Here is a 19,917-nt window from a genome sequence, read left to right on the forward strand (position 1 = left end):
GGGCGCAGGTCAGTGCGAAGCCGAATCTCCCAATGATCTGAGTACTCAGCGCTTTCACCTCGGGCGCGCCATTTCCGAAAAACCATGGATTACCGTCCGTTTGACCAAACTCCATCTAACAGCGATGGGCACCGGATGCCGTACCGAGGCTGCGAACACCTCATTGAACGCTGACGCGCACGTGGCAGCTCACTTCGGCGCGTCGTCTATTCATACCGTAGCGCAACGATAGGCGCCCGACGGGCGGCTGCCCCTGCCAGCACACCAATGCTCGCGACCGCCACGACGAACGCTGCGCCGCCCGCTGCAGGATACGACCATAGCGGCATGTCGATGCGATATGCATAGCCGTTGAGCCAGCGCTGCATCGCCCACCATGTCACCGGCCAAGCGATGAGGTTGGCCAGCAGGGTGGGCCGTGTAAGCTGGCGGAGGAGCAGCCAGAGCACTTGCCCCGTGCTCGCGCCCATCGCCTTGCGAATGCCGATTTCCTTCGTGCGACGATCGGTCGTCGCGATGGCGATGCCGACCATGCCGGCAGCCGCAAGCAGCACCGCCACCACGGCGAAGATCGCGAACAACTGCATGCCGCGTTCGAGATCGCGATAGAGTTCCTCCATGCGGTCGGACAAGAAGCGGCGGCGGATCGGCCCCTGCCCCCCAGTCTCCCGCCACACGCGATCGATCGCAGCGAGCGTCTCCGGCACCTGCTTGCCGGACAGGCGGATCGACACCATGCCAGCATTCGGCCCCACCCGTCGCGGGGCATCGATATAGATCGTAGGCTTCGCCGCCAGTTCGGCCGAGGTGAACTGGAAGTTCGGCACGACGGAAACGACTACGCCGAGCTGCTCGCCCTCGGTGAAGGGGGAGAAGTTGGTCACCGGCACACGCTTGCCCACCGCATCACGCGGCGACCCCAGCTCCAGCGCCTTCACCGCCGCTTCGTTGAGCACAATGCGGCGCACCTGGGGCTCCCCTTGCGGCGGCAGTCCCGCGAGCGAACCGGCAATCGGCGGAACGCCAAAGAGTGAATAGGTCGCCGGCAGGGCCGCCGCGACGAGGATCTGGATCGGTCGGCCCCGCAACTCGATGAACGATCGGCCCCTGCCGGTCACGAACTCCGATCCGTGGCACGCGGCGCCCTGCACGCCAGGCAGGCGGGCCACCTCCGCAACGAAGCCCGCCGGGCACTCCGCATCGACCGTGAGCATCTGCGCGATGTCCGCCCCCGTGCCCTGCGCCATCGCAAAGCGGCGCTGCTGGTAGACGATGCCGGTGGCGATCAGCAGGCCGATCAGCACCGCGAACTGCAGCGTCACCAGCACCGCGCGTACCTTGGCACCACCGTCGCCGGTTCGGCCGTCCGGCCGCAAGATCGTCGCGGGCGACAGTCGCGAGACGACCAGCGCCGGATAAGCGCCGGCGAGCAGCCCGACGATGATCGCGCCTGCGATAACTCCGAGCGTCAGCAAGGGCGCCTGCGCATAGTCAATCGTGGCGTTCGTATCGAGAAAGGCGTTGAGCGGCGGCAGCAGCCATTCACTGGCGACCATTGCCAGCAGCGCCGCGACCAGCGTGGCCGCCACCGTCTCGCCGAGGAACTGCAACGCGATATCCCTGCGTCCAGCGCCGGCCGCCTTGCGGACGCCGATTTCCTTGCGTCGCCGCCCGGCGCGCGCCAGCGCCAGGTTGACCGTGTTGGCTACTGCAACGAACAATACCAGCCCCGCGATCAGCGAGCCGGTAACCATCCGATCGCGCGCACCCGGATGCAGATCGGCATCGAGCGCCAGCCGGTCGACCCGCACCAGCCCCATGCGATAGATTGCCTGAATCTCCGGCGGCATCAGCGTCGCCACCAGCGGGCGCATCTGGCGCGCCGCCTCGGCGCCGGACGTGCCGGGGCGAAGGCGGAAATAAGTCCGCGATTCGGTTCTGAACCCACCATCCGCCGGCCGCGTGAGCCCGCGCAGAACCGATGCGGAACTGCGGGACGAAGCCAGAATGTCGTGGGTCCAATCGGTGGCGCCCGGTGGGAGATCGGCAAGGACCGCGCCCACCCGCATTGCGCGCCCGGCGATGGTGAGCGGCGCGCCCAGCACGTCCGCACGTCCGAACCAGCGCCGCGCCGCTGCGGCGGTCATCGCCACCCCGTCGGGCCGCGCCAGCGTCGCCGCCAGATCGCCGCGCAGCACCGGGCGCGGCACGACGTCAGCGATCGAAGGGTCGGCCCAGTAGATCGTCTCCTTGCGCTCGACGGCGCCGCGGCGGATGGCGACCTCGTCCTCAGCAAGCCGCGCCCAGGCCTCGATCGACGCCAGTTGGCCCGCGACGAGGGGCGCTGCCAATCCGCTCGTCCGCTCTTCGGTCGCAGGCGCGCCGCCGGGCATCAGGTCGGTGGAGGTGGCCAGATAGGTCCGGTCGCGCGCAGGAACGAAGTCGTTCTGCTGCAGGGCGCCGCGCACCACGATCAGCATCAGGATCGCTGCGGCCAGCCCCACGACGAGCCCAAGCAGCGCTATCAGCGACAGCGTCCGCGCGCCCAGCGCCGCCCGCCACCCGGCGATGAGGAAATGCCGGACCTTCACAGCAGCGTCTCGCTGACCACGCGACCGTCGAGCATCCGGATCGTCCGCTGCGCCTCGGCGGCATGGAGCGGCGAGTGGGTGACCATCACCACGGTGGTGCCCGCTGCCACCGCTTCCTTGAGCAGGCCCATCACCTGCTCGCCATTGGCGCTGTCGAGATTGCCGGTCGGCTCGTCCGCCAGGATCAGCTTGGGCTCGGCCACCAGTGCGCGTGCGATCGCCACGCGCTGCTGCTGCCCGCCGGACAATTGCTGCGGCCGGTGCCGGGCGCGGTGGGCGATCCCCACCTGCTCCAGCGCTTCGCCGATCTTTCGTTTCGCGGCAGTGGCGCCGCTGCGATAGAGTAGGCCGATCGCGACATTTTCCTCCACGGTCAGTTCGTCGACCAGATTGAAGCTCTGGAACACGAAGCCGATGTGCGCGCGGCGCAGCTTTGTCCGTTCGCGCTCGGAACGCCCCGCCACTTCCTCGCCAAGCAGCCGGTAAGAACCGCCGCTCGGCGCATCGAGAAAGCCGAGGATGTTGAGCAGCGTCGACTTGCCGCAGCCGGAGGGGCCCATGATCGCGACGAATTCGCCCGCCCCCACCTCCAGCGAGACGGCATCGAGCGCGCGCGTCTCCACCTCGGTGGTGCGGAAGCTCTTGCGCAAATCGGTAAGCGTCAGCATGGGTCTGCCTCAGTCGGTAAGAAGGACGCGGTCGATCCGCGACCAGCTGGAAGTATCGGAAACGATGGCCCGCTGCCCCGCCTGCAAGCCGGCGAGGATCTCGACCTGGCGGGGGTTACGACGGCCGAAGCGCACCGGGGCGCGCCGGGCACTGCGGCCATCGGGCGCGAGCACGAACAGGTCCCCGCTTCCCTGCGCGGCGGCGCCGGCGGGCAGCACCAGCGCGCGGCGATCCAGCCCGAGCGTCAACTCGCCGTCGATCGCTGCGCCGGGGGTGGCGCCGCTGGGCTGCGCGCCGAGGAAGTCGATCTCGACGGTGAACGCGCCATTCTTCACCTCCGGGCGCACGCGGGTGACCCGCCCTGCAAGGCTCCGCCCGCCAAAGGCCAGCGCAGCGTCCAGCCCCACGCGGACCCGCGGCAGATAGTATTCGTCGATCTCGGCAACCACGCGAAAACCGGCATCGCTGGTGATCTCGGCCAGCCGATCCCCCCGATTGCGGTTCTGCCCCGGCTTCAGGTCGATCTGGGTGAGCGTGCCGGTCACCGGCGCCCGCACGATCAGATCGTCGAGCTGGGCATGCGTCGCATCCAGGCTGCGGCTGAGGCTTTCCTGCTCGCTGCGCAAGCGGGGGAGCTGGGCTTCGCGCAGTCGTTCCTGGCGCTGGTTGGTCGCGTGCTGCACGGCAAGAAGGCGGCGATAGCGCGCGAGATCGATGTGCAGCGCCTCGGCGTCGCCCCTGGGATAAAAGCCGCGCGCCGTGAGCGCGTCGATGCGCGCGGCCTTCGCCTCCAGCGTCGCGACGCTGGCCGCGAGTTCGGTCAGCGTCTTGTCGTTGGTCGCGCGGTTGGTCTCGAGCTGGGTTTCGAAGCTTTGCACCTGGGTGATGGACTCGACGAGGCGCCCGGCATTGTCGAGCACGTCCCGTACGAGCTGTGCGTTGCGAAACGCGACCAGCGGCTGTCCGGCCGTCACGCGATCGCCGGGCTGCGCGAAGATCTGCGCGACCTGCCCGCCGGAAACTGCGTCCAAATAGAGGATCTCGCGCGGCTGCAGCGTGCCATGGACCGCGACGACATCGCGAAACAGCTCGACCCGCGCCGTGGCGAGCGTCACCGTGCCGGCGGCGACAGAGAGTGTCCGGGCGCCCGCCCCATGCACCAGCGCGGCGATACCCACCAGCAGGGCCAACAGCGCGAGGGCGGCCATCCAGCTGCTCCGGCGCGGGCGCTGCCACCAAGGCGTGGCGATCGGATGGTCCATGGGCGGCACCGCCTCATCATATCCGCTGAGGCCCGTAAGCAAAAACACGCATTGGCAGGTACTTAAACCAAGGCAAACCCCGTTTGCGCGCCGATAGCGTCCGGATTCGTACAGTTGCGCGCAGCTAGCGCCTGCACCTACCATCGGCGCCGATGAACGACGCCCGCATCCTCATCGTCGACGACGATCCTGACGTTCGCGAAGCCGCGGTGCTGGCGCTGGCGCCCCAGGTGGGTAGCTGCGACGAAGCCGCCGCGCCCGCCGACGCCGCGCGACTGGTGCGGGAGCGCTGCTATGGCGCGGTGCTGCTCGACATGAACTTTCTCGCAGGCGATCGGAACGGCGAAGCAGGGCTCGCTACCCTTGCCGACCTGCGCGGCGCCGATCCCGCTCTCGGCGTGGTGTTCCTCACCGCCTATGGCGGGGTGAGCCTTGCGGTGCAGGCGATGAAGCAGGGCGGCGACGATTTCCTGCTCAAACCCTGGCGCAACGCCCAGTTGATCGCCGCCGTGCGCGACGCCGTCACCCGCACCGAGACGCGGCGCCGCGCCCCGACGCTCGCCGCCGTGGAGCAATCGACCATCGCCGAAGCGCTCCAGCGCCACGACGGCAATATCAGCCGTGCGGCGGCATCGCTGGGGCTCACCCGGCAGGCGCTGTACCGGCGGCTCGCCCGCGATGGATAGCTGGTACGCAGCCCCGCGCGTCTCTGCTCTTGGCTGGCGCTTGGTCATCGCCGACGCGGCAGTGTGGGGCGCGCTCCAATTGCAGTCCACGCATCACGCAGCGACGATCGCCCTGCTGGTGATCGTCGCAGCCCTCGCCCTTGCCGATATCTATCGCAGCCTGACGCGGCGCACCGCCCTTCCGGCACGGACGGAGATTGCGGACGACGCGCGCGAGGCTGACCAGCTGCTGGCCTTGCTCGACGCAGTGGCCACCGCGCTGTTCGTGCTCGATGCACAGGGCCGGATCGTGCGCTGCAATCGCGCAGCCCGCCAGATGGCAGGCGCCATGGTCGGGCGACTGGAAGATATCGCCGCGCTCGATTCCGTGGCAGCCGCCACCGTCCTGGCCCTCTCGGCCGGTGCGCGTCGCCTGGTTCGTGCGAAGGACGGCCGCAACCTTCTCGCTTGGTGCGGCAGCTTTGCCGCGCCTGGAGCAGCGCCGCAGCGACTCCTGTCGCTGCAATGGGTGGCAGGCGAGCTGGACGCGGTCGAAATCGAGGCGTGGCACGCAATGACGCGCGTGCTGACCCACGAGATGATGAACGCGCTCGCGCCGATCGTCTCGCTTACTGAAAGTCTCGTCGCCCTGCCCGATCACCCTCCCCAAACGGCGCGTGCGCTCGCCACGATCGAACGCCGTGCCACGCATCTGCTCGGCTTCGTCGAACGCTATCGACAGCTCGGCGACCTGCCGAGGCCGGTGCCGGTATCCTTCGACCTTTCGGTCCTGGTGACGGGCGTAGCGCAATCGACGATGTCCTTGCTGGGGGACATCGGCATCCGCCTGGACCTCTCCCTGCCGGCCGAGCCCGCGCGCATAATCGCGGACCCGGAATTGCTGGAGCGGGCGCTCGCCAATCTCCTCCAGAACGCCGCCGACGCCGTGCGGGGCCGACCATCGGCGCGGATCACCATCGAGCTGACAACAGAAAGGACGGAGACGATTCTCCGCGTGCGCGACAACGGACCCGGCATTCCGGTGGACCGGATCGACGAGGTCTTCGTGCCCTTCTTCACGACCAAGGAGGGCGGCTCCGGAATCGGCCTGTCGCTTTCCCGCCAGATCGCCGCCGCGCATCATGCGACTCTAACGGCTGTACCATCGGACGAAGGGGCGTGTCTTGAACTTCGCATCCCTGCAGCGGATGCCGAGCCGTTGGAGCACTGAACGTGCCGCGATGAGTCGATGGGCTAGCGACCGCGCAAGCTGTCGATGAGCAGATCGCAGGCGGCGAGCGCGGCATTGGCCCGGGCGAGCAATGCCTCCAGCGCGGCAATCCGCGCGGTGGCATCAGCAGGGGAAACGGGCGCTTCCGGCACCCGGATTTCCTAGGCGGCGTGGACAAATTCGCTCGCGGAATTTGGCGCGCGCCTCATTGTTGCCGATTAGCCGCGATGCGTTTGCGATAGAGAGCGTCAGGCCCTTTCGCGGCCTCGATGCGAATACGTCTGTGCAGCAATCCAAGAGCTAATGGGCCAACGACGAGTATCACCCCCACCACGGTCTCAATAATGGTCGGCAGCCACCCGGCCAGCATGGCGCTACCATAGACCAGCGCGAAGAAGGTGAACCACACAAACAGGGCTACTTCGGCCAGAAGCAGTGGCTTTTCGTCTGATAATGGCTGTGCGCAAAGCGCCAGAACGCTGCTTTCACGATGCCCTCATTTCATTCAGCATTCGATTAACCCGGCCGTTCTGGCAGAACAAGCTGCATCGACTTAGAATGCGGTTGACGCCGTTGGAGGAGATTGATTCAAGGCTGCTTTTTGGAGGCAGGCTTGAGCAGGGGCGATCTCACCGAAGCAGAATGGCGCATCCTGAAGAACTTGCTGCCGATCGAGCCTGAAAACCGTGGGCAAGGCAGGCGACCGGAGCAGAACCGATCAATCATCAACGGCATACTCTGGCGCCGGCGTTGCGGTGCGCCGTGGCGCGACGTGCCGCCCAAATACGGGAGCTGAAACACCATCTATCGCCGGTTCCGGCGATGGAGCGAAGCCGGGGTCTGGGAGACCGTTGCCGTGACTTTGGCCGAGATCATGGCGGACAGCGGCCACTACAGCATCGACAGTAAGACAGTCCGCGCCCATGTCTCGGCAGCGGGCGGAAAAGGAGGACTCGTCGACGCGCTCTTGGCCGCTCGCGGGGCGGGTTCACCAGTAAGCTTCACTGCTTGGCTGATGCCCTTGGACGACCGCTCGCCTTCATTCTGACCGGCGGCGAGGCGGCAGATTGCAAGGCGTATGATGCCTTGATCGGTCTGCCCGAACGGGCACCGGAGGCGCTGCTTGCAGACAGGGCCTATGACGCAGACGTGATCCGCGCCGACCTTGCCGCACGGAAAATCGAAGCGGTCATCCCCGGCCGGTCAAATCGCCGCGTGAAGATCGAGCACAACCGGGCGCTCTACAAGCAACGCGACCGCATCGAGCGCATGTTCGGCCGCCTCAAGATCAACCGGGCCATCGCCACGCGCTATGACCAACTGGCCAGCAGCTTCCTTGGCATGGTTCATCTCGCCACCGCCAGATACTGGCTCAAATTTGTCCACGCCGCCTAGCAGATCGCGGGGGCTCAGGCGAGCAAAAGCGACGCAAAATCGCCGGTTTCAGCCCGCCAGCGTCGGCGTGCAGGTCCGCTCCGGGCGGCGCCAGTCGATGCCCTCCAGCAGCATCGACAATTGCGCCGGCGTCAGCACCACCGTTCCGCTTGCCGTCACCGGCCAGACGAAGCAGCCCCGGTCAAGGCGCTTCGAAAACAGGCAAAGGCCTTGCCCGTCGAACCACAGCAGTTTGACCAGATGCCCGCGCTTGCCCCGAAACGCGAACAGCGCGCCCGAATGCGGGTCTTTCGCCAGCACCTGCTGCACCAGCATCGCCAGACCGTCGAACTCCTTCCGCATATCGGTCACGCCGCACGCCGGATACACCCGCGTCGGCAACGGCGCCGGGCTCGCCGCAGCACCGACAACACCCGTGCCAGCGCATCCGCATCCACCCCGCCGTCGACACTCAGCCGAATGCCGCCGGGCAACTCGATATCGATGCGTCCCGGCGAACACGGCACCGGCGAAGACGCCGGCACGACCGGCTCGGTGAGCTGAACCTCAGCAAACACCGGCAGGGACGCCGCAGCCCCGGCCAGCCTGCCTTCGCGCAGTTGCTTGCGCCACGTGTAGATCAGGCTGCTCGAAACCTCGCGCCGGGCGATCACATCGCAGACCCTCGCCCCAGGCCGGAACGCCTCGGCCAGAATCTCCAGCTTCTCCGCGTCGGACCATCGCCGCCGGCCCGACACCCGGCCGACTATTTCCATGCGACCAGTCATACGCGTGCTCGTATGACTGGTCGTAGAACCCAAAACTTCCTGCACCGCCAGCCCCTCGTCAAAGGCGGCAAGCATCCCGGCTATCGACGATGCCGCAAGGCGGCCTGCTGAACACGCTTACTGTTTCATGATAAGCTGACACACACATAAACGACGCTGAATGTCTTGAGCTGGTCGAGAGCAGCCGGGGCCGAATTTCACATTTTAGGTTGAGAGCAGGCGGAGGCTTTCGGACCAGCAAAGCAGATAGCTTTCGCCCTAAGAGCCACGGTCTTACGCAAGCGACGCAGTTAAGCGCGAGCGATGCTCTGATCCGTTTCCTCGCTGTTGCCCCGCACGGTCACGGTGCGATCGGATAGCGTTACGTCAGCAGCTGTGGTGACAGCGCGACCTAGGCGGAAATCCGGTTTCATTTCTCATCGCTCTGGCGCCCGCGCTCGATCGGCTTTCGGAGGCTGTCTGCAGGCACTAGCGTCATCGCCCCGATCTTGACGATTTCGACCTCGCCGACGGCGATCAGCTCGTAGAATTTTGATCGACCTATGCCGGTCAGTCGGCATGCGTCCTCGATGCGAACGCTGATGACATCAGGGGCGGGATTGTTACTCATCGTGAGGCTCCTCTAACGGGCTGTGTTTGCCCATCGACTATCGGTCTGCTGGGGGCAGGAGCCCAGCCACCTGACGGGCCTTGATCGCCCCGTCCGTTCCCGTCCGCCCGGCCTTTCTGCCTCGCCCCGGTAAGTTTGCCCCGCGGCGGCCGCAGACCGAGGCTCTTACGAGGTCGGAAAGCTGTCTACTTTCCTTCTGCGCGAGAGCACTCTCGATGCAATGAGATTCGCCGGGCCAAATGATGTCCGGGGCGGCAGCAGACAAAGAGCGAGACGGGCAGACACGCAGCATGTTGCAAACATGAGCGTTGAACGGACAGGCGCATCAGAATTGCGAGGGGTGCCGAACTGCCTCACCCACCGGTCCAGCGACGATCACATCACGATCGCCGATGGCGCCGTCAAACACCGCAGTTTTCTGCTGACTTGAGCAAGGCATGGCGCCATGCCCGCCTACATGGCGCCATCGCAGCAGAAGAAGAAAATGATGTGTAGACAACAGGTTATGGCGCATCGACCGCAGGGTGTGGCGCCATTTCTTTAATCTTGCCCTCTTAATCGGGCCATCCACCGCCGTCTTCCTACCCATAGTATTGTCCTCCTCGAAGATTGTCAGCAGCTTGCCAGTGACAGGGTCTTTTCGCCATTCCGCGAACGGATGAGCCCTGGTGCGCCGTGCACTCTTCCGTGCTCACCGCGGCGCGTTTGGACGCTGCATCGTGGCAGCCGCGAACCATCCGGGGCACATGTCGCAATCGGTCTGACGGGGCATCATCACAGGCATTATCGCGTGGTCCAGCAAGGCCGGCCACAGGCAAGATAACGTGCTTCCCGTCGTCCATCGTCTGCACCAGTTCTCTTCCGCAGCGGGCTGCCGAACCCTCTTCAGCGCATGCTCAGCTGTTCGCCCGCAGCACGCGCTGGTCCTTGATCTGTTGCGCTTTCAACGCCTAGTCCGACGTCAATGTCGGAGCTGCTGCCGTCGCGCCACATGGCATGCATGATGACTGCAAGCTTGCGCGCGACCGCTACAGTCGCCTTGTTGTGCGACTTGGATTTGGCGAGCTTCAGCCCCCAGTCTTTGACTTGGTCGCGGCCCTTGAAGCGGGTCAGCATCGCCGACGCCGCTTCGTACAGCGCGCGGCGAACGTCGGGATCCCTCGCCTTGCTGATGCGCCCGCGGACGTCGATCGAAGTGCCCGACTGCCATCGCTTCGAGGTGAGGCCGAAGGAGGCGGCCACGTCCCGCGAACGCCGAAATCGCGCGGGATCGTCGATCGCGGTGGCATAACTGAGCGCCGTGATCGATCCGACGCCGGGGATCGCCAGAAAACGCCCGCAGAGCTTGTGCCCCATCACAATCTGAACCACCAGCTTGTGCAGCCGCAGATACTCTTCCCAGAGCGCCGCGCGCGCCCGCAGCATGCAGTCCATGAGGCCTGCAATCATCGGATCGTCCGCGGTTGCGTCGCGGACCGCCTTGTCGAAGCGGCCTCGGCTGACCTTGCCGAGATGGATGCCGAACACCTTGATCAAGTGCCGGATCGCATTCTCGAGGTCGACAAATTTGCGCTTCAGGTTGCGCCGATGAACCAGCAACAGGCGCAGCCGATAGCTCGCATCGGTCTTCACATGGGCCGTCCGATACCAGCCGGTGCGCATGATATGGGCTATGCCAAGCGCATTCGTGGCGTCCGTCTTGTTGCACTGCGCGGCCATCGCGGCACGCACATGGCGGGTCTCCAGGCAGATGGCCGGGATGCCAAGCGCCTTCAGGCCACCTTGCAGCCAGGGTGACAGCGCGCCGGCTTCATGGCCGACACGTCGAAGCCGTCCGGCGTAGGGTTTCAGCACGTCCGCGATGTGCTCCGGCGAGGTTGCGACAGAGGCCGTCGAAACCACCGTCCCCTCCTCGTCCACCACGCAGATCGAAGTCTCTTCGACCGACACGTCCAGCCCGGCAAAGCAGTTCATCTTAGCACTCCTTCGCTTTCTCAGGATGGCGGCAGTTTGCTCCTCGACCGCGTCAGCTGCACGGCCGCTCGCCGCACGCGCCCCGATTACCGCGGCACTAGCCTCTACCCCCGCCGATCCTCGCCAGCCTTTCATGCGCTCCTTCTATGTTCTGGTATCGCAACCTTGCCGATTCGCCAGGATAAGCCCGATATATCGATCAGAATCGAACCACTGGAGAACGGCCGACTGAAGCTTTCCGGCGACGTGGAGGACGAACTTTGCCTGTCCGCATGGGCGCTCGACGAGGGCTTTGCGATCGCGATGTCGGACGACGCGCTGGTGCAGGGACGCTTCGATAACTGGGTCGAGGCATACCGGTTTTCGGTGGCCGTCGAGGACGTCGGTATCGCTACAATCAGCCGCGCGAAGCGCGGCAACGTGCTCGATCTGGCGTGGAAAATCGAGTGGATCAGCGTCGCGATTGCCCGCGATATGCGCTGCGCCGAACTTAGCGAGGCGCCGCAGATGCAGCGCGAATTGTCGTTCGCAAACGCCGGGAAAGTCGCCGCCTAGGTCAGGCTGCGGCGCTGCGTTCGAGTGCTGCGATCCGCCTTTCGCAGATTACCTGCACCGCCTGGCCGAAAAGGGCTTCGACACGCTTGCCCCCGCCACGCCAGCTTCTCTTCGCTTATTCGGCAGTGCTTCGGATAGCGCGCCTCACATAGGCCTCTTGCAGCTTCTCAAAGCGGGCGCGGTCGATGCGCGTATCGCGTGGCGAGGCGTGAATCAGACGCTGTGCCGACGGCGCGGGCGGCATGCATTCACAGACAGCAATGCAGAACTATGATGGCGGCGAACAGAGATCGGCCCAGGTCGCGCCAACCAGTTCCGCAAGCCGTTCGGGCGTGATCCGCACCGATGCGGTGCGCGATCCTGCGGCAGGATAAACGGTGTCGAACTGGCGGAGCGAAATGTCGCAATAGATCGGCAGCGGGGTGGGCAATCCGAACGGACAAACCCCGCCGACGGGATGGCCGGTCAGCTGCTCGACCTCCTCGGCTGGCAGCATCCGCGGACGACTGCCTATCGCGTCCTTCACCTTGCGATTGTCGAGCCGGTAATCGCCGGCTGCCACGACCAGGACCATGGCATCACCGACGCGCAGCGAGAGCGTCTTGGCGATCTGCCCCGGCAGCACGCCAAGCGTGGCGGCAGCTTCGAGCACCGTGGCGGTGCTCGAAGCCTGTTCGATAATCGGAAGATCGGGTGCCCGGGCCTTCAGAAAGGCGCGCACCGCCTCGATGCCCATCAGCCGTTGAGCTTGTCCTTCACGGCCTTGGCTGGCGTGAAGGCGAGCTTCTTCGACGCTGCGATCTGGATCGCTTCGCCGGTCGCGGGATTGCGGCCCTCGCGTGCGGCGCTTTCCTTGACCTTGAACTTGCCGAAGCCGTTCAGCGCCACTTCCTCGCCGGCCGCTGCCGCCTCGGTGATGGCGGCGAAGATGCCGTCGACCAGCTTGCGTGCATCGGCCTTGGTGAGGCCATGCGCCTCGGAAACGCGCTCGGCGAGATCGGCATTGTTCATGTACGTTTTCTCCGTGTGAAAAGGCACGTGTGCTCTAGGTGGGGGTCATCAACCTGTCCAGCGACCGGCGCAATCATGCGACAGCGGCACCCTCCAGCGCGGCGCCACCTGCACCGCCTGCCCGAGCACTTCGACGCGCTCGCCCAGCCATGCCAGTTCCTCGGCGCTGATCCGGTAGTGTTTCGAATAGCGTGCCTTCACATAGGTCGCCTTGAGCTTCTCGAGCCGCGAGCGTTACTTCGGTATAGAGGCTCGCCCGGTTCTCGTGTCCGACACCCATGGTCCTGCTCCTTCCAAAACACCGCAACCGGCGCCGCAAGGGCGGCGGGAGCGGCAGGAGCGAACCGGCAGTCCTGCCACCAGGGGCAGGCCGCACCCGTGAGGGCCGAAACAACGTGGAGGAGCCGGGCACTGCCCGGCTTGCGGCATGCCGCGGCAGGACTACAGGGAAGCGACGCTCCCCCCTGCCCTTTCCCGCGTGCCGGCGCACCAACGCCGCCGCGCATCGGCGCGGCGACCATCCTGTCAGCGCAACCGCGCTGCCGGGCGCCACCGGCGCCCGGACCAAGAACCGCATCCTTGCAACCGGGCGGGCCTCGCGCGGGGCGGCGTGCGCGCGCCAGCACGTGCGCCAGCCGCCGCCCGTGCCTCCCGACCGGGCAAGTGTGCCCACGCGGGCAACAATAACCTGCGCGCTCTGGTGTCGCCGAAGGCGTGCGCCAGCGCGCGCACCGCACCCGCGTTCCGCTGCCGGCACCTGCCGGCCGCCGATCCGCAGGATCGGCTCAGCGTCTGAAGTGGTGAATCAACACAGTACCGTGACGAACAACGATTTCGGCCAGCAGCCTGGCTGAGGCGTCTGTGGCCGTCACGCGGAGGGCAGGGATAGCCTGCGAAGGGGTCACCACGCCCATCGGCGGGCGGCCTTTCATCATTGCGTCAGGTCGAGCACGACGCGCCCGTTGATCTGTCCCTTGCGCATCCGGTCGAACACCGAATTGATGTCGTCCAGTTTGGCGGTGGCGATGGTCGCCTTGACCTTGCCGTCACCGGCAAAATCGAGCGATTCCTGAAGGTCCAGTCGCGTGCCGACGATGGAACCGCGTACGGTGATACCGTTTAGCACCATGCCGAAAATGTTGAGCGGGAAGTCGCCCGGCGGAAGTCCGTTGAGCGCGACGGTACCCCCACGCCCGACCATGCCGACGGCCTGTTCAAAGGCCTTCTCGCTAACTGCCGTGACGAGTGCGCCGCGCGCGCCGCCGCCGGTTATTCGCTTTACCGCGGCGGCGGGGTCGTTTTCGGTCCGAGCGTTGACCGTTTCCCTGGCGCCGAGTTCGCGTGCAAGGGAAAGCTTGGCGTCGTCCACGTCCACGGCGACCACGTTCAGCCCCATCGCCACCGCATATTGCACGGCCATGTGGCCCAGACCGCCGATGCCGGAGATGACCACCGCATCGCCGGGCTTGGTGTCGGTCATCTTCAGCCCTTTATAGACCGTGACGCCCGCGCACAGTACCGGCGCAATCTCGTTGAACCCGATATTGTCGGGCAGGTGACCGACATAATTGGGGTCGGCCAGGACATAGTCGGCGAACCCGCCATTGACCGAGTAGCCCGTGTTAAGCTGACTCTCGCAAAGCGTCTCCCATCCGCCCAGGCAGTGGGTGCAATGGCCACAGGCGGTGTAGAGCCAGGGCACACCGACCCGATCGCCTTCCTTCACATGGGTTACCCCCTGCCCCACCGCAGACACGAAGCCCACGCCTTCATGCCCGGGGATGAAGGGCGGGTTGGGCTTGACCGGCCAATCCCCCTCCGCCGCATGCAGATCGGTGTGGCACACGCCCGATGCCTGGATCGCCACCTGGATCATGCCTGGCCCGACTTCGGGCACCGGCACCTCCTCGATCCGCAGGGGTTCGCCGAAGGCGCGCACCACGGCGGCTTTCATGGTCTTCGTCATGATGTCTCTCCTGGATTCTCTTTTGGGCACGGCGCGGCGAGGATTCACCGCACCGCGCCGCTCCGGGCACCCGCCTCAGAAAAAGCCTAGTTTCTTTGGGCTGTAGCTGACCAGCATGTTCTTGGTCTGCTGATAGTGATCGAGCATCATGCGATGGTTTTCGCGCCCTATGCCGGACTGTTTGTAGCCACCGAATGCGGCATGGGCGGGATAGGCGTGGTAGCAATTGGTCCACACGCGCCCTGCCCGGATCGCGCGGCCGAAGCGGTAGCACGTGTTCGCATCACGGCTCCACACCCCCGCCCCCAGGCCGTAGAGCGTGTCGTTGGCGATCTGCAGCGCCTCGTCATGATCCTTGAAGGTGGTCACGGCGAGTACGGGGCCGAAGATCTCCTCCTGGAAGATGCGCATCCGGTTGTTGCCCCGGAACACGGTCGGCTGGACGTAGTAGCCGCCCGCGATTTCGCCGTCGAACCGCGCGGCCTCGCCGCCGGTCAACAATTCGGCGCCTTCCTGCTTGCCGATGTCGATATAGGACAGGATCTTCTGCTGCTGCTCCGACGAGGCCTGTGCGCCGATCATGGTTTCCATGTCGAGCGGGTTGCCGGCCTTGATTGCTTGTACGCGGGCGATCGCGCGCTCCATGAAGCGATCGTAGATGCGTTCATGCACCAGCGCGCGGCTGGGGCACGTGCAGACCTCGCCCTGGTTGAGCGCGAACATCACGAAGCCTTCGATCGCCTTGTCGAGATAGTCATCGTCGTCGCGGCACACATCCTCGAAGAAGATATTGGGGCTCTTGCCGCCCAGCTCGAGCGTGACCGGGATGAGGTTCTCGCTAGCATATTGCATGATGAGACGGCCCGTGGTCGTCTCCCCGGTGAACGCGATCTTTGCGATGCGGCTGCTGCTGGCGAGCGGCTTGCCCGCTTCCAGGCCGAAGCCGTTGACCACGTTCAGCACGCCGGCGGGCAGCAGGTCGCCGATCATTTCCAACAGCACCATGATCGATGCCGGGGTCTGCTCAGCAGGCTTCAACACCACGCAGTTGCCCGCGGCCAGTGCCGGCGCAAGCTTCCACACCGCCATGAGGATTGGGAAGTTCCACGGGATGATCTGGCCGACCACGCCTAGCGGTTCGTGGAAATGATAGGCGACCGTATCCTGGTCGATTTCCGAAATGCCGCCTTCCTGCGCACGGATGCAGCCAGCGAAATAGCGGAAATGATCGATTGCCAGCGGGATGTCGGCGGCCACCGTCTCGCGCAGCGGCTTACCATTGTCCCAGGTTTCCGCGACCGCAAGCTTGAAGAGATTTTCTTCCATCCGGTCGGCAATGCGATTGAGGATCAGCGCGCGCTCGCCGGCACTGGTGCGGCCCCAGGCGTCCTTGGCGGCATAGGCTGCATCGAGTGCGGCTTCGATGTCGGCCGCCTGACTGCGCGCAACCTTGCCAACGGGCTTGCCGGTGACGGGCGAGATATTGTCGAAATACCGCCCGTCCTTGGGCGCCATCCACTTGCCGTCGATGAAGTTGTCGTACTTCTCTGCGAAGGGCGCGCTCATGGAAGCCGCCGGATTGGTTCGCATGTCCATCATTCATCCTCTCACGTTGCCGGATGCTCCCGGTCTTGAAGAGGATGATTTCGTGAAACAGCGGCGCTGAAAAGAGGGCGCAGCGTGAAGGCAGGCGACACTGTCTCGTTGTCGAGACAGGTGGACCGCACCTCGTGTCAATCGCGCGTCAAGCCGACCTTCTCCATCCGTCGATACAGTGTGGCCCGCCCGATCCCGAGGGCCCTGGCGGCACGCGTTGCGTTTCCGCCGGCTTGTGCCAGCGCTCGTCGCAACACCGCGCGTTCCGAGTCGCGAAAGGATGCGGCCTCGCCGCCACCGAGGATTTCGGCAGCGCTTCGGCACCCGGTCAGGCATGCATCGGTAAGATGAAAGCGATGGCGCGCGGCATGCGTGGCGCCGATCACCAGATCGTCGCGATCGACGGCCAGCAAGGCCGCATCGCCCCCGGGAAGATTTGCATCAATGATGCGATGGCCTTCGAAATATCGCCGAAAGATGCCGCTTTCGATCCGCCGCGCGGCGTCCTGAACGATCTTCTGGATCAGAGAGCCCATTGCCATCGTGTGATCGTCGCGGCAATTCGAGATATCCAGCGCGCCCACCAACTGTCCCGCCGCGTCTCGAACCGGAGCATCCATGCAGCTGATGCCGATATTCCGGCTGGCGAAATGCTCATCGCGGTGGATCGTGACCGGCCGGCCTTCCACAAGGCAGGTCCCAATCCCGTTGGTGCCTTCGCGGCTCTCGCTCCAGACGCCACCCGGCGTCAGCCCGACCTTATCGAACATCTCGCGATCACCCGCGCTGCTCCGCGCTTCGAGGATGACGCCCTCATTGTCCGACAGCATGACTGCGCAACCGGTGACGGCGACGATCTGAAACAGCTGGTCGAGCAGAGGGCGCGCGACCTCGAGCATCAGGCCATGACGCTGCCGCCGCTGCGTGAGATCGCAGCCCGATACCAGATCGGATGCTCGCGCGGCGCCCGCATCCAGACCATGCTTGAGGCCCGATCGACACCAGCTTGCCGCGACGAAAGATCGCGCGGCACTCGAAGACGAGTGCAACACCTCCGCCACCGAGTCTTCGTGCTGAGCTGCCATGAAGCCCTCATAGCCAGTTTCGTGCGGGTTGACGACGGAGGAATCGGCAATAAGCAATAAGCTTGCTGCCGCTGCCAATCCTCAATCATCCGGCATAATGTTGTGCGCAGCTCGAAACGAGCTTCGCTCCCAGTCTGCAACGCGGACATGTTCGAGCGTGCAACCTTCTGCTGCGGGTAAGCCTTCGGCTGACAGCCGGCGGAAGCTGCCCGCCTTGCGCTCCGACTAGGTGTTTGGTCCCAGCATGTGATGGCTGGGTTTGACGATAAAGGCATGGGGCTTTGATTTCCATAGCGCGTCGATGGCGTCATAGGGCGTCCTGAACTTGAAAGCCTTGAGCTGCTTGGCGAAGTGGTAGGCAATCAGCCAGTCGGCGACGTGTCGTCGCAGTTCCTGGATCGATGCGTAATGGAAGGACTTGGTGGTCGCTTCCTTGATTGTTCTGACCATCCGTTCGGCCTGGCCGTTGGTCCATGGGTGATACGGCTTGGTAAGGCGATGCTCGATGCCGTTGTCTTGGCAGGTGCGACCGAAAATGTGGCCAATCCACGTGTGCGACACGCCTTGGTACCGATCGACGAACTGCACACCGTTGTCGGTCAGGATGGTGTGGATCGGATAGGGCACTGCCTTGATGAGCACCTTGAGGAACGCGGCAGCCGCCAGTTTGGCCGCTCGGCGATAGATACGGGCGAAGACCAGCTTCGAGGTTCGGTCGACCGCCCGCCCTCATATCGCAGCTCGGCGATGTCCGTGCTGCGGCGTTCCTTCGGCCCCATCGGCATATCTTCCACAGACCGTCGATGCCGCCAATTCAGGACTGTTTTCTCGTTGATCCCGTACCGCTTCGCGAGGCTCGCGACCGAAGCTTGCGATCGCTGTAGCTCGCCTCGAATGGCGCGCGTGGTCTTGGCGTGCCGTGAAGAATCTGGCCCATAGCTTCTTCCGCTGCAATGCCGATAAATCTACACCATCACATGCTGGGACCAAACACCTAGCGCTTTGCTTCCCCACCAGCGGCAGATCGCGCGCGGGCTGCGAGCAGTCATGGGCACGATCCGAGGTAGCTACATCGATTAGCGATCGTCGCGGGCGAAACCGCTCGGTGCGGCGTATCCGCCCATCCAACCGCCCCGATCTGCGCATCGAAACCGCGCGCCCATTCGGCCCAGCTTACCACGCGCCAAGCCGCCTCGGTTTCGCGCTCGAATCGAGCACCAGTCAAGACAGGGTGGCGCTTGGCAACACGACCGTCGCTGCGAGGCCGCCCTGATCCGCTTCGTCCAGTGTGAGTGTGCCCCCATAGAGGGCGGCCAACTCCCGCGCGATGGCGAGCCCGAAACCATGGCCATCGCCGCGCTCGTCCAGCCTGACGCCGGGCGCTGTCGCGCGCTCGCGCGCTTCGGGCGGAATGCCCGGCCCGTCATCGGCAACGTTGATGCCGATCGTCCTGCCCTCGCGCCATACCGCGATCGCAACCCGCACGCGCGCATGCCGCACGGCATTGTCGATCAGGTTGCCGACAAGCTCGTCGAAATCGGGAGCGTCGATCGCAACCGCATGTCCGGATGCCCCCTCCGCTTCGATCACGATCCCCCGGTCCGCGTGCAGCTGCGATATCGTCTGGACCAGCGCATTCAGGGCCGGCTCGACGGCGGTGGCAGCGCGGATCGCCGACGATTCCAGGCGGGCGCGGGACAGGTGGTGGCGGATCGTTGCGTCGATGCGCTCGACCTGCGCTGCCCGCGGATCGCCGCGCAGTTCAAGAGCGAGCGTGGCGACCGGGGTCTTGAGGGCGTGGGCGAGATTTGCGGCCGATGCGCGAGCGGTTGCAAGCGCCGCCTCATTGTCGCGGACCAGCGCATTCAGTTCCTCGGCAAGGGGGCGAAGCTCCTCGGGCTGCGCTTCATCGATTGCCCCGGTGCCTCCGCTGCGGATTTCCGCCACCGCATCACGCAGGCGGCGGACCGGACGCAGCCCCAGCCTGACTTGCGACACGGCAGCCAGGCCGAGCAGCGCACCGATCGCTGCCAACATGCCCAGCAACGGAAGCAGGGCGTCGCGAGCCGGACGGTCGATCACGTCGCGCGGCGCGGTTGCGGCAATGGTGACGCCACCGCCGGACGTGTCGAGCCGGACCAGCCGTCCATGCACGCCGCCGCCCTCGCGATCATGGCCTTCGATCGGCCGTGCAGAGGCCCGGCCTGCATCATGCGGCAGCCGCGCGTGCGGTTCGGCCTCGATCTGCGGAAAATCTTCCGATCCGATCTGCTGACCGGGCGCCACGATCCGCCAGCGCCAGCCGGGTCCCGCGTCGAGCGCGCCCTGCACCTGGTCAAGGCGGGCGCGGTCGAGCGTGCCGTCCTTGCCGACTGCGGTTGCGATCAACGCAAGTTGGGCGTCAAGGCGGCGATCAATGCCCTGCGTCACCACACGCCCGAGGATTCCGGCGACGATCAAGCCGGCCAGCGCCAACGCGGCCAGCGTCGCAAGCGCGGACAACGCGAGCATGCGTCCCTGAATCGACCGCGGCACGCGCG

General features: G+C 65.4%; 19 protein-coding genes and 4 pseudogenes. 5 read left to right on the forward strand and 18 right to left on the reverse strand.

Annotation, left to right across the window (positions count from 1 at the left end; all coding sequences use genetic code 11):
- Window positions 1-206: 206 nt before the first annotated feature.
- Genes ACX40Y_RS00080 through ACX40Y_RS00090 form a run of 3 tightly spaced genes read right to left on the reverse strand, consistent with a single transcriptional unit; the run spans window position 207 to window position 4,522 of the window.
- On the reverse strand, window positions 207-2,591 hold the full coding sequence (locus ACX40Y_RS00080) for an ABC transporter permease (protein WP_459117494.1): 2,385 nt from the start codon (window positions 2,589-2,591) through the stop codon (window positions 207-209).
- Window positions 2,588-3,259, reverse strand: coding sequence for an ABC transporter ATP-binding protein (locus ACX40Y_RS00085; protein WP_459117495.1), 672 nt, complete (start codon window positions 3,257-3,259; stop codon window positions 2,588-2,590). The genes ACX40Y_RS00080 and ACX40Y_RS00085 overlap by 4 nt, the downstream gene beginning before the upstream one ends.
- Window positions 3,260-3,268: 9 nt before the next feature.
- Entirely contained in the window at window positions 3,269-4,522 is a 1,254-nt protein-coding gene (locus ACX40Y_RS00090) for an efflux RND transporter periplasmic adaptor subunit (RefSeq protein WP_459117496.1), read from the reverse strand.
- Between the two features lie 152 nt (window positions 4,523-4,674).
- Between ACX40Y_RS00090 and ACX40Y_RS00095 the strand changes: the two genes are divergently transcribed.
- Together ACX40Y_RS00095 and ACX40Y_RS00100 are read left to right on the forward strand one after the other, a co-directional pair.
- Window positions 4,675-5,208: a response regulator gene (locus tag ACX40Y_RS00095; protein ID WP_459117497.1), complete on the forward strand. Its 534-nt coding sequence runs from the start codon at window positions 4,675-4,677 to the stop codon at window positions 5,206-5,208.
- A 40-nt stretch (window positions 5,209-5,248) separates the two neighbouring features.
- Window positions 5,249-6,418 carry a sensor histidine kinase gene (locus ACX40Y_RS00100; protein WP_459117498.1) on the forward strand — a complete coding sequence of 390 codons (1,170 nt, stop codon included), beginning with the start codon at window positions 5,249-5,251 and terminating at the stop codon, window positions 6,416-6,418.
- Window positions 6,419-6,441: 23 nt separating this feature from the next.
- Here ACX40Y_RS00100 and ACX40Y_RS00105 read toward each other — a convergent pair whose 3' ends face one another.
- Together ACX40Y_RS00105 and ACX40Y_RS00110 are read right to left on the reverse strand one after the other, a co-directional pair.
- A complete protein-coding gene (locus ACX40Y_RS00105; RefSeq protein WP_459117499.1) occupies window positions 6,442-6,570 on the reverse strand; it encodes a hypothetical protein in 129 nt (42 codons plus the stop codon).
- Window positions 6,571-6,623: 53 nt separating this feature from the next.
- Complete coding sequence (locus tag ACX40Y_RS00110) at window positions 6,624-6,827, reverse strand: hypothetical protein (protein ID WP_459117500.1); 204 nt, start codon at window positions 6,825-6,827, stop codon at window positions 6,624-6,626.
- A gap of 204 nt (window positions 6,828-7,031) precedes the next feature.
- On the opposite strand from ACX40Y_RS00110, the gene ACX40Y_RS00115 reads away from it, so the two are divergent.
- Both ACX40Y_RS00115 and ACX40Y_RS00120 read left to right on the forward strand, forming a co-directional pair.
- On the forward strand, window positions 7,032-7,214 hold the full coding sequence (locus ACX40Y_RS00115) for a transposase (RefSeq protein WP_459117501.1): 183 nt from the start codon (window positions 7,032-7,034) through the stop codon (window positions 7,212-7,214).
- 194 nt (window positions 7,215-7,408) lie between these two features.
- Window positions 7,409-7,813 (forward strand): annotated as a pseudogene (locus ACX40Y_RS00120) (IS5 family transposase); the annotation flags it as partial.
- A 48-nt stretch (window positions 7,814-7,861) separates the two neighbouring features.
- On the opposite strand, the gene tnpB reads toward ACX40Y_RS00120, so the two are convergent.
- From tnpB to ACX40Y_RS00145, 5 genes and pseudogenes are all read right to left on the reverse strand, one after another.
- Window positions 7,862-8,155 (reverse strand): IS66 family insertion sequence element accessory protein TnpB, encoded by a 294-nt coding sequence (gene tnpB / locus ACX40Y_RS00125; protein ID WP_459118369.1) that lies wholly within the window; start codon window positions 8,153-8,155, stop codon window positions 7,862-7,864.
- Between the two features lie 5 nt (window positions 8,156-8,160).
- On the reverse strand, window positions 8,161-8,655 hold the full coding sequence (gene tnpA / locus ACX40Y_RS00130; RefSeq protein WP_459117502.1) for an IS66-like element accessory protein TnpA: 495 nt from the start codon (window positions 8,653-8,655) through the stop codon (window positions 8,161-8,163).
- A 334-nt stretch (window positions 8,656-8,989) separates the two neighbouring features.
- Window positions 8,990-9,190, reverse strand: coding sequence for a helix-turn-helix domain-containing protein (locus ACX40Y_RS00135; RefSeq protein ID WP_459117503.1), 201 nt, complete (start codon window positions 9,188-9,190; stop codon window positions 8,990-8,992).
- Window positions 9,191-9,515: 325 nt separating this feature from the next.
- The gene (locus tag ACX40Y_RS00140) at window positions 9,516-9,779 is read right to left on the reverse strand and encodes a hypothetical protein (RefSeq protein ID WP_459117504.1); all 264 of its coding nucleotides are present in this window, start codon (window positions 9,777-9,779) and stop codon (window positions 9,516-9,518) included.
- A 294-nt stretch (window positions 9,780-10,073) separates the two neighbouring features.
- A pseudogene (locus ACX40Y_RS00145) lies at window positions 10,074-11,164 on the reverse strand (IS110 family RNA-guided transposase); the annotation flags it as partial.
- Between the two features lie 36 nt (window positions 11,165-11,200).
- Between ACX40Y_RS00145 and ACX40Y_RS00150 the strand changes: the two are divergent.
- Window positions 11,201-11,719 carry a hypothetical protein gene (locus ACX40Y_RS00150; protein ID WP_459117505.1) on the forward strand — a complete coding sequence of 173 codons (519 nt, stop codon included), beginning with the start codon at window positions 11,201-11,203 and terminating at the stop codon, window positions 11,717-11,719.
- Window positions 11,720-11,987: 268 nt separating this feature from the next.
- Here the strand turns inward: ACX40Y_RS00150 and ACX40Y_RS00155 are convergent, their stop codons facing one another.
- From ACX40Y_RS00155 to ACX40Y_RS00190, 8 genes and pseudogenes are all read right to left on the reverse strand, one after another.
- Window positions 11,988-12,455, reverse strand: coding sequence for a YbaK/EbsC family protein (locus ACX40Y_RS00155; RefSeq protein ID WP_459117506.1), 468 nt, complete (start codon window positions 12,453-12,455; stop codon window positions 11,988-11,990).
- Window positions 12,455-12,730, reverse strand: coding sequence for an HU family DNA-binding protein (locus ACX40Y_RS00160; RefSeq protein WP_459117507.1), 276 nt, complete (start codon window positions 12,728-12,730; stop codon window positions 12,455-12,457). The genes ACX40Y_RS00155 and ACX40Y_RS00160 overlap by 1 nt, the downstream gene beginning before the upstream one ends.
- Window positions 12,731-12,778: 48 nt before the next feature.
- Window positions 12,779-12,964, reverse strand: a pseudogene (locus tag ACX40Y_RS00165) (hypothetical protein); the annotation flags it as partial.
- Between the two features lie 697 nt (window positions 12,965-13,661).
- Window positions 13,662-14,696 (reverse strand): alcohol dehydrogenase AdhP, encoded by a 1,035-nt coding sequence (gene adhP / locus ACX40Y_RS00170; protein WP_459118370.1) that lies wholly within the window; start codon window positions 14,694-14,696, stop codon window positions 13,662-13,664.
- A gap of 75 nt (window positions 14,697-14,771) precedes the next feature.
- A complete protein-coding gene (adh, locus tag ACX40Y_RS00175; protein ID WP_459117508.1) occupies window positions 14,772-16,292 on the reverse strand; it encodes an aldehyde dehydrogenase in 1,521 nt (506 codons plus the stop codon).
- Between the two features lie 137 nt (window positions 16,293-16,429).
- On the reverse strand, window positions 16,430-17,455 hold the full coding sequence (locus ACX40Y_RS00180; protein WP_459117509.1) for a GAF domain-containing protein: 1,026 nt from the start codon (window positions 17,453-17,455) through the stop codon (window positions 16,430-16,432).
- Window positions 17,456-17,602: 147 nt separating this feature from the next.
- A pseudogene (locus ACX40Y_RS00185) lies at window positions 17,603-18,314 on the reverse strand (integrase core domain-containing protein).
- Between the two features lie 284 nt (window positions 18,315-18,598).
- Window positions 18,599-19,888, reverse strand: a complete 1,290-nt coding sequence (locus ACX40Y_RS00190) for a sensor histidine kinase (RefSeq protein WP_459117510.1) — start codon at window positions 19,886-19,888, stop codon at window positions 18,599-18,601.
- Between the last annotated feature and the right edge of the window lie 29 nt (window positions 19,889-19,917).

The sequence above is a fragment of the Sphingomonas sp. RS6 genome, assembly GCF_054489705.1.

Coding starts and splice junctions, on each gene's coding strand:
- ACX40Y_RS00140 (WP_459117504.1), bottom strand. CDS start 9,779: ATGGGTAGGAAGACGGCGGTGGATGGCCCGATTAAGAGGGCAAGATTA.
- ACX40Y_RS00085 (WP_459117495.1), bottom strand. CDS start 3,259: ATGCTGACGCTTACCGATTTGCGCAAGAGCTTCCGCACCACCGAGGTG.
- ACX40Y_RS00095 (WP_459117497.1), top strand. CDS start 4,675: ATGAACGACGCCCGCATCCTCATCGTCGACGACGATCCTGACGTTCGC.
- ACX40Y_RS00190 (WP_459117510.1), bottom strand. CDS start 19,888: ATGCTCGCGTTGTCCGCGCTTGCGACGCTGGCCGCGTTGGCGCTGGCC.
- tnpA (WP_459117502.1), bottom strand. CDS start 8,655: ATGCTTGCCGCCTTTGACGAGGGGCTGGCGGTGCAGGAAGTTTTGGGT.
- adhP (WP_459118370.1), bottom strand. CDS start 14,696: ATGACGAAGACCATGAAAGCCGCCGTGGTGCGCGCCTTCGGCGAACCC.
- ACX40Y_RS00090 (WP_459117496.1), bottom strand. CDS start 4,522: ATGGACCATCCGATCGCCACGCCTTGGTGGCAGCGCCCGCGCCGGAGC.
- ACX40Y_RS00160 (WP_459117507.1), bottom strand. CDS start 12,730: ATGAACAATGCCGATCTCGCCGAGCGCGTTTCCGAGGCGCATGGCCTC.
- tnpB (WP_459118369.1), bottom strand. CDS start 8,155: ATGCGGAAGGAGTTCGACGGTCTGGCGATGCTGGTGCAGCAGGTGCTG.
- ACX40Y_RS00135 (WP_459117503.1), bottom strand. CDS start 9,190: ATGAGTAACAATCCCGCCCCTGATGTCATCAGCGTTCGCATCGAGGAC.
- ACX40Y_RS00155 (WP_459117506.1), bottom strand. CDS start 12,455: ATGGGCATCGAGGCGGTGCGCGCCTTTCTGAAGGCCCGGGCACCCGAT.
- adh (WP_459117508.1), bottom strand. CDS start 16,292: ATGGACATGCGAACCAATCCGGCGGCTTCCATGAGCGCGCCCTTCGCA.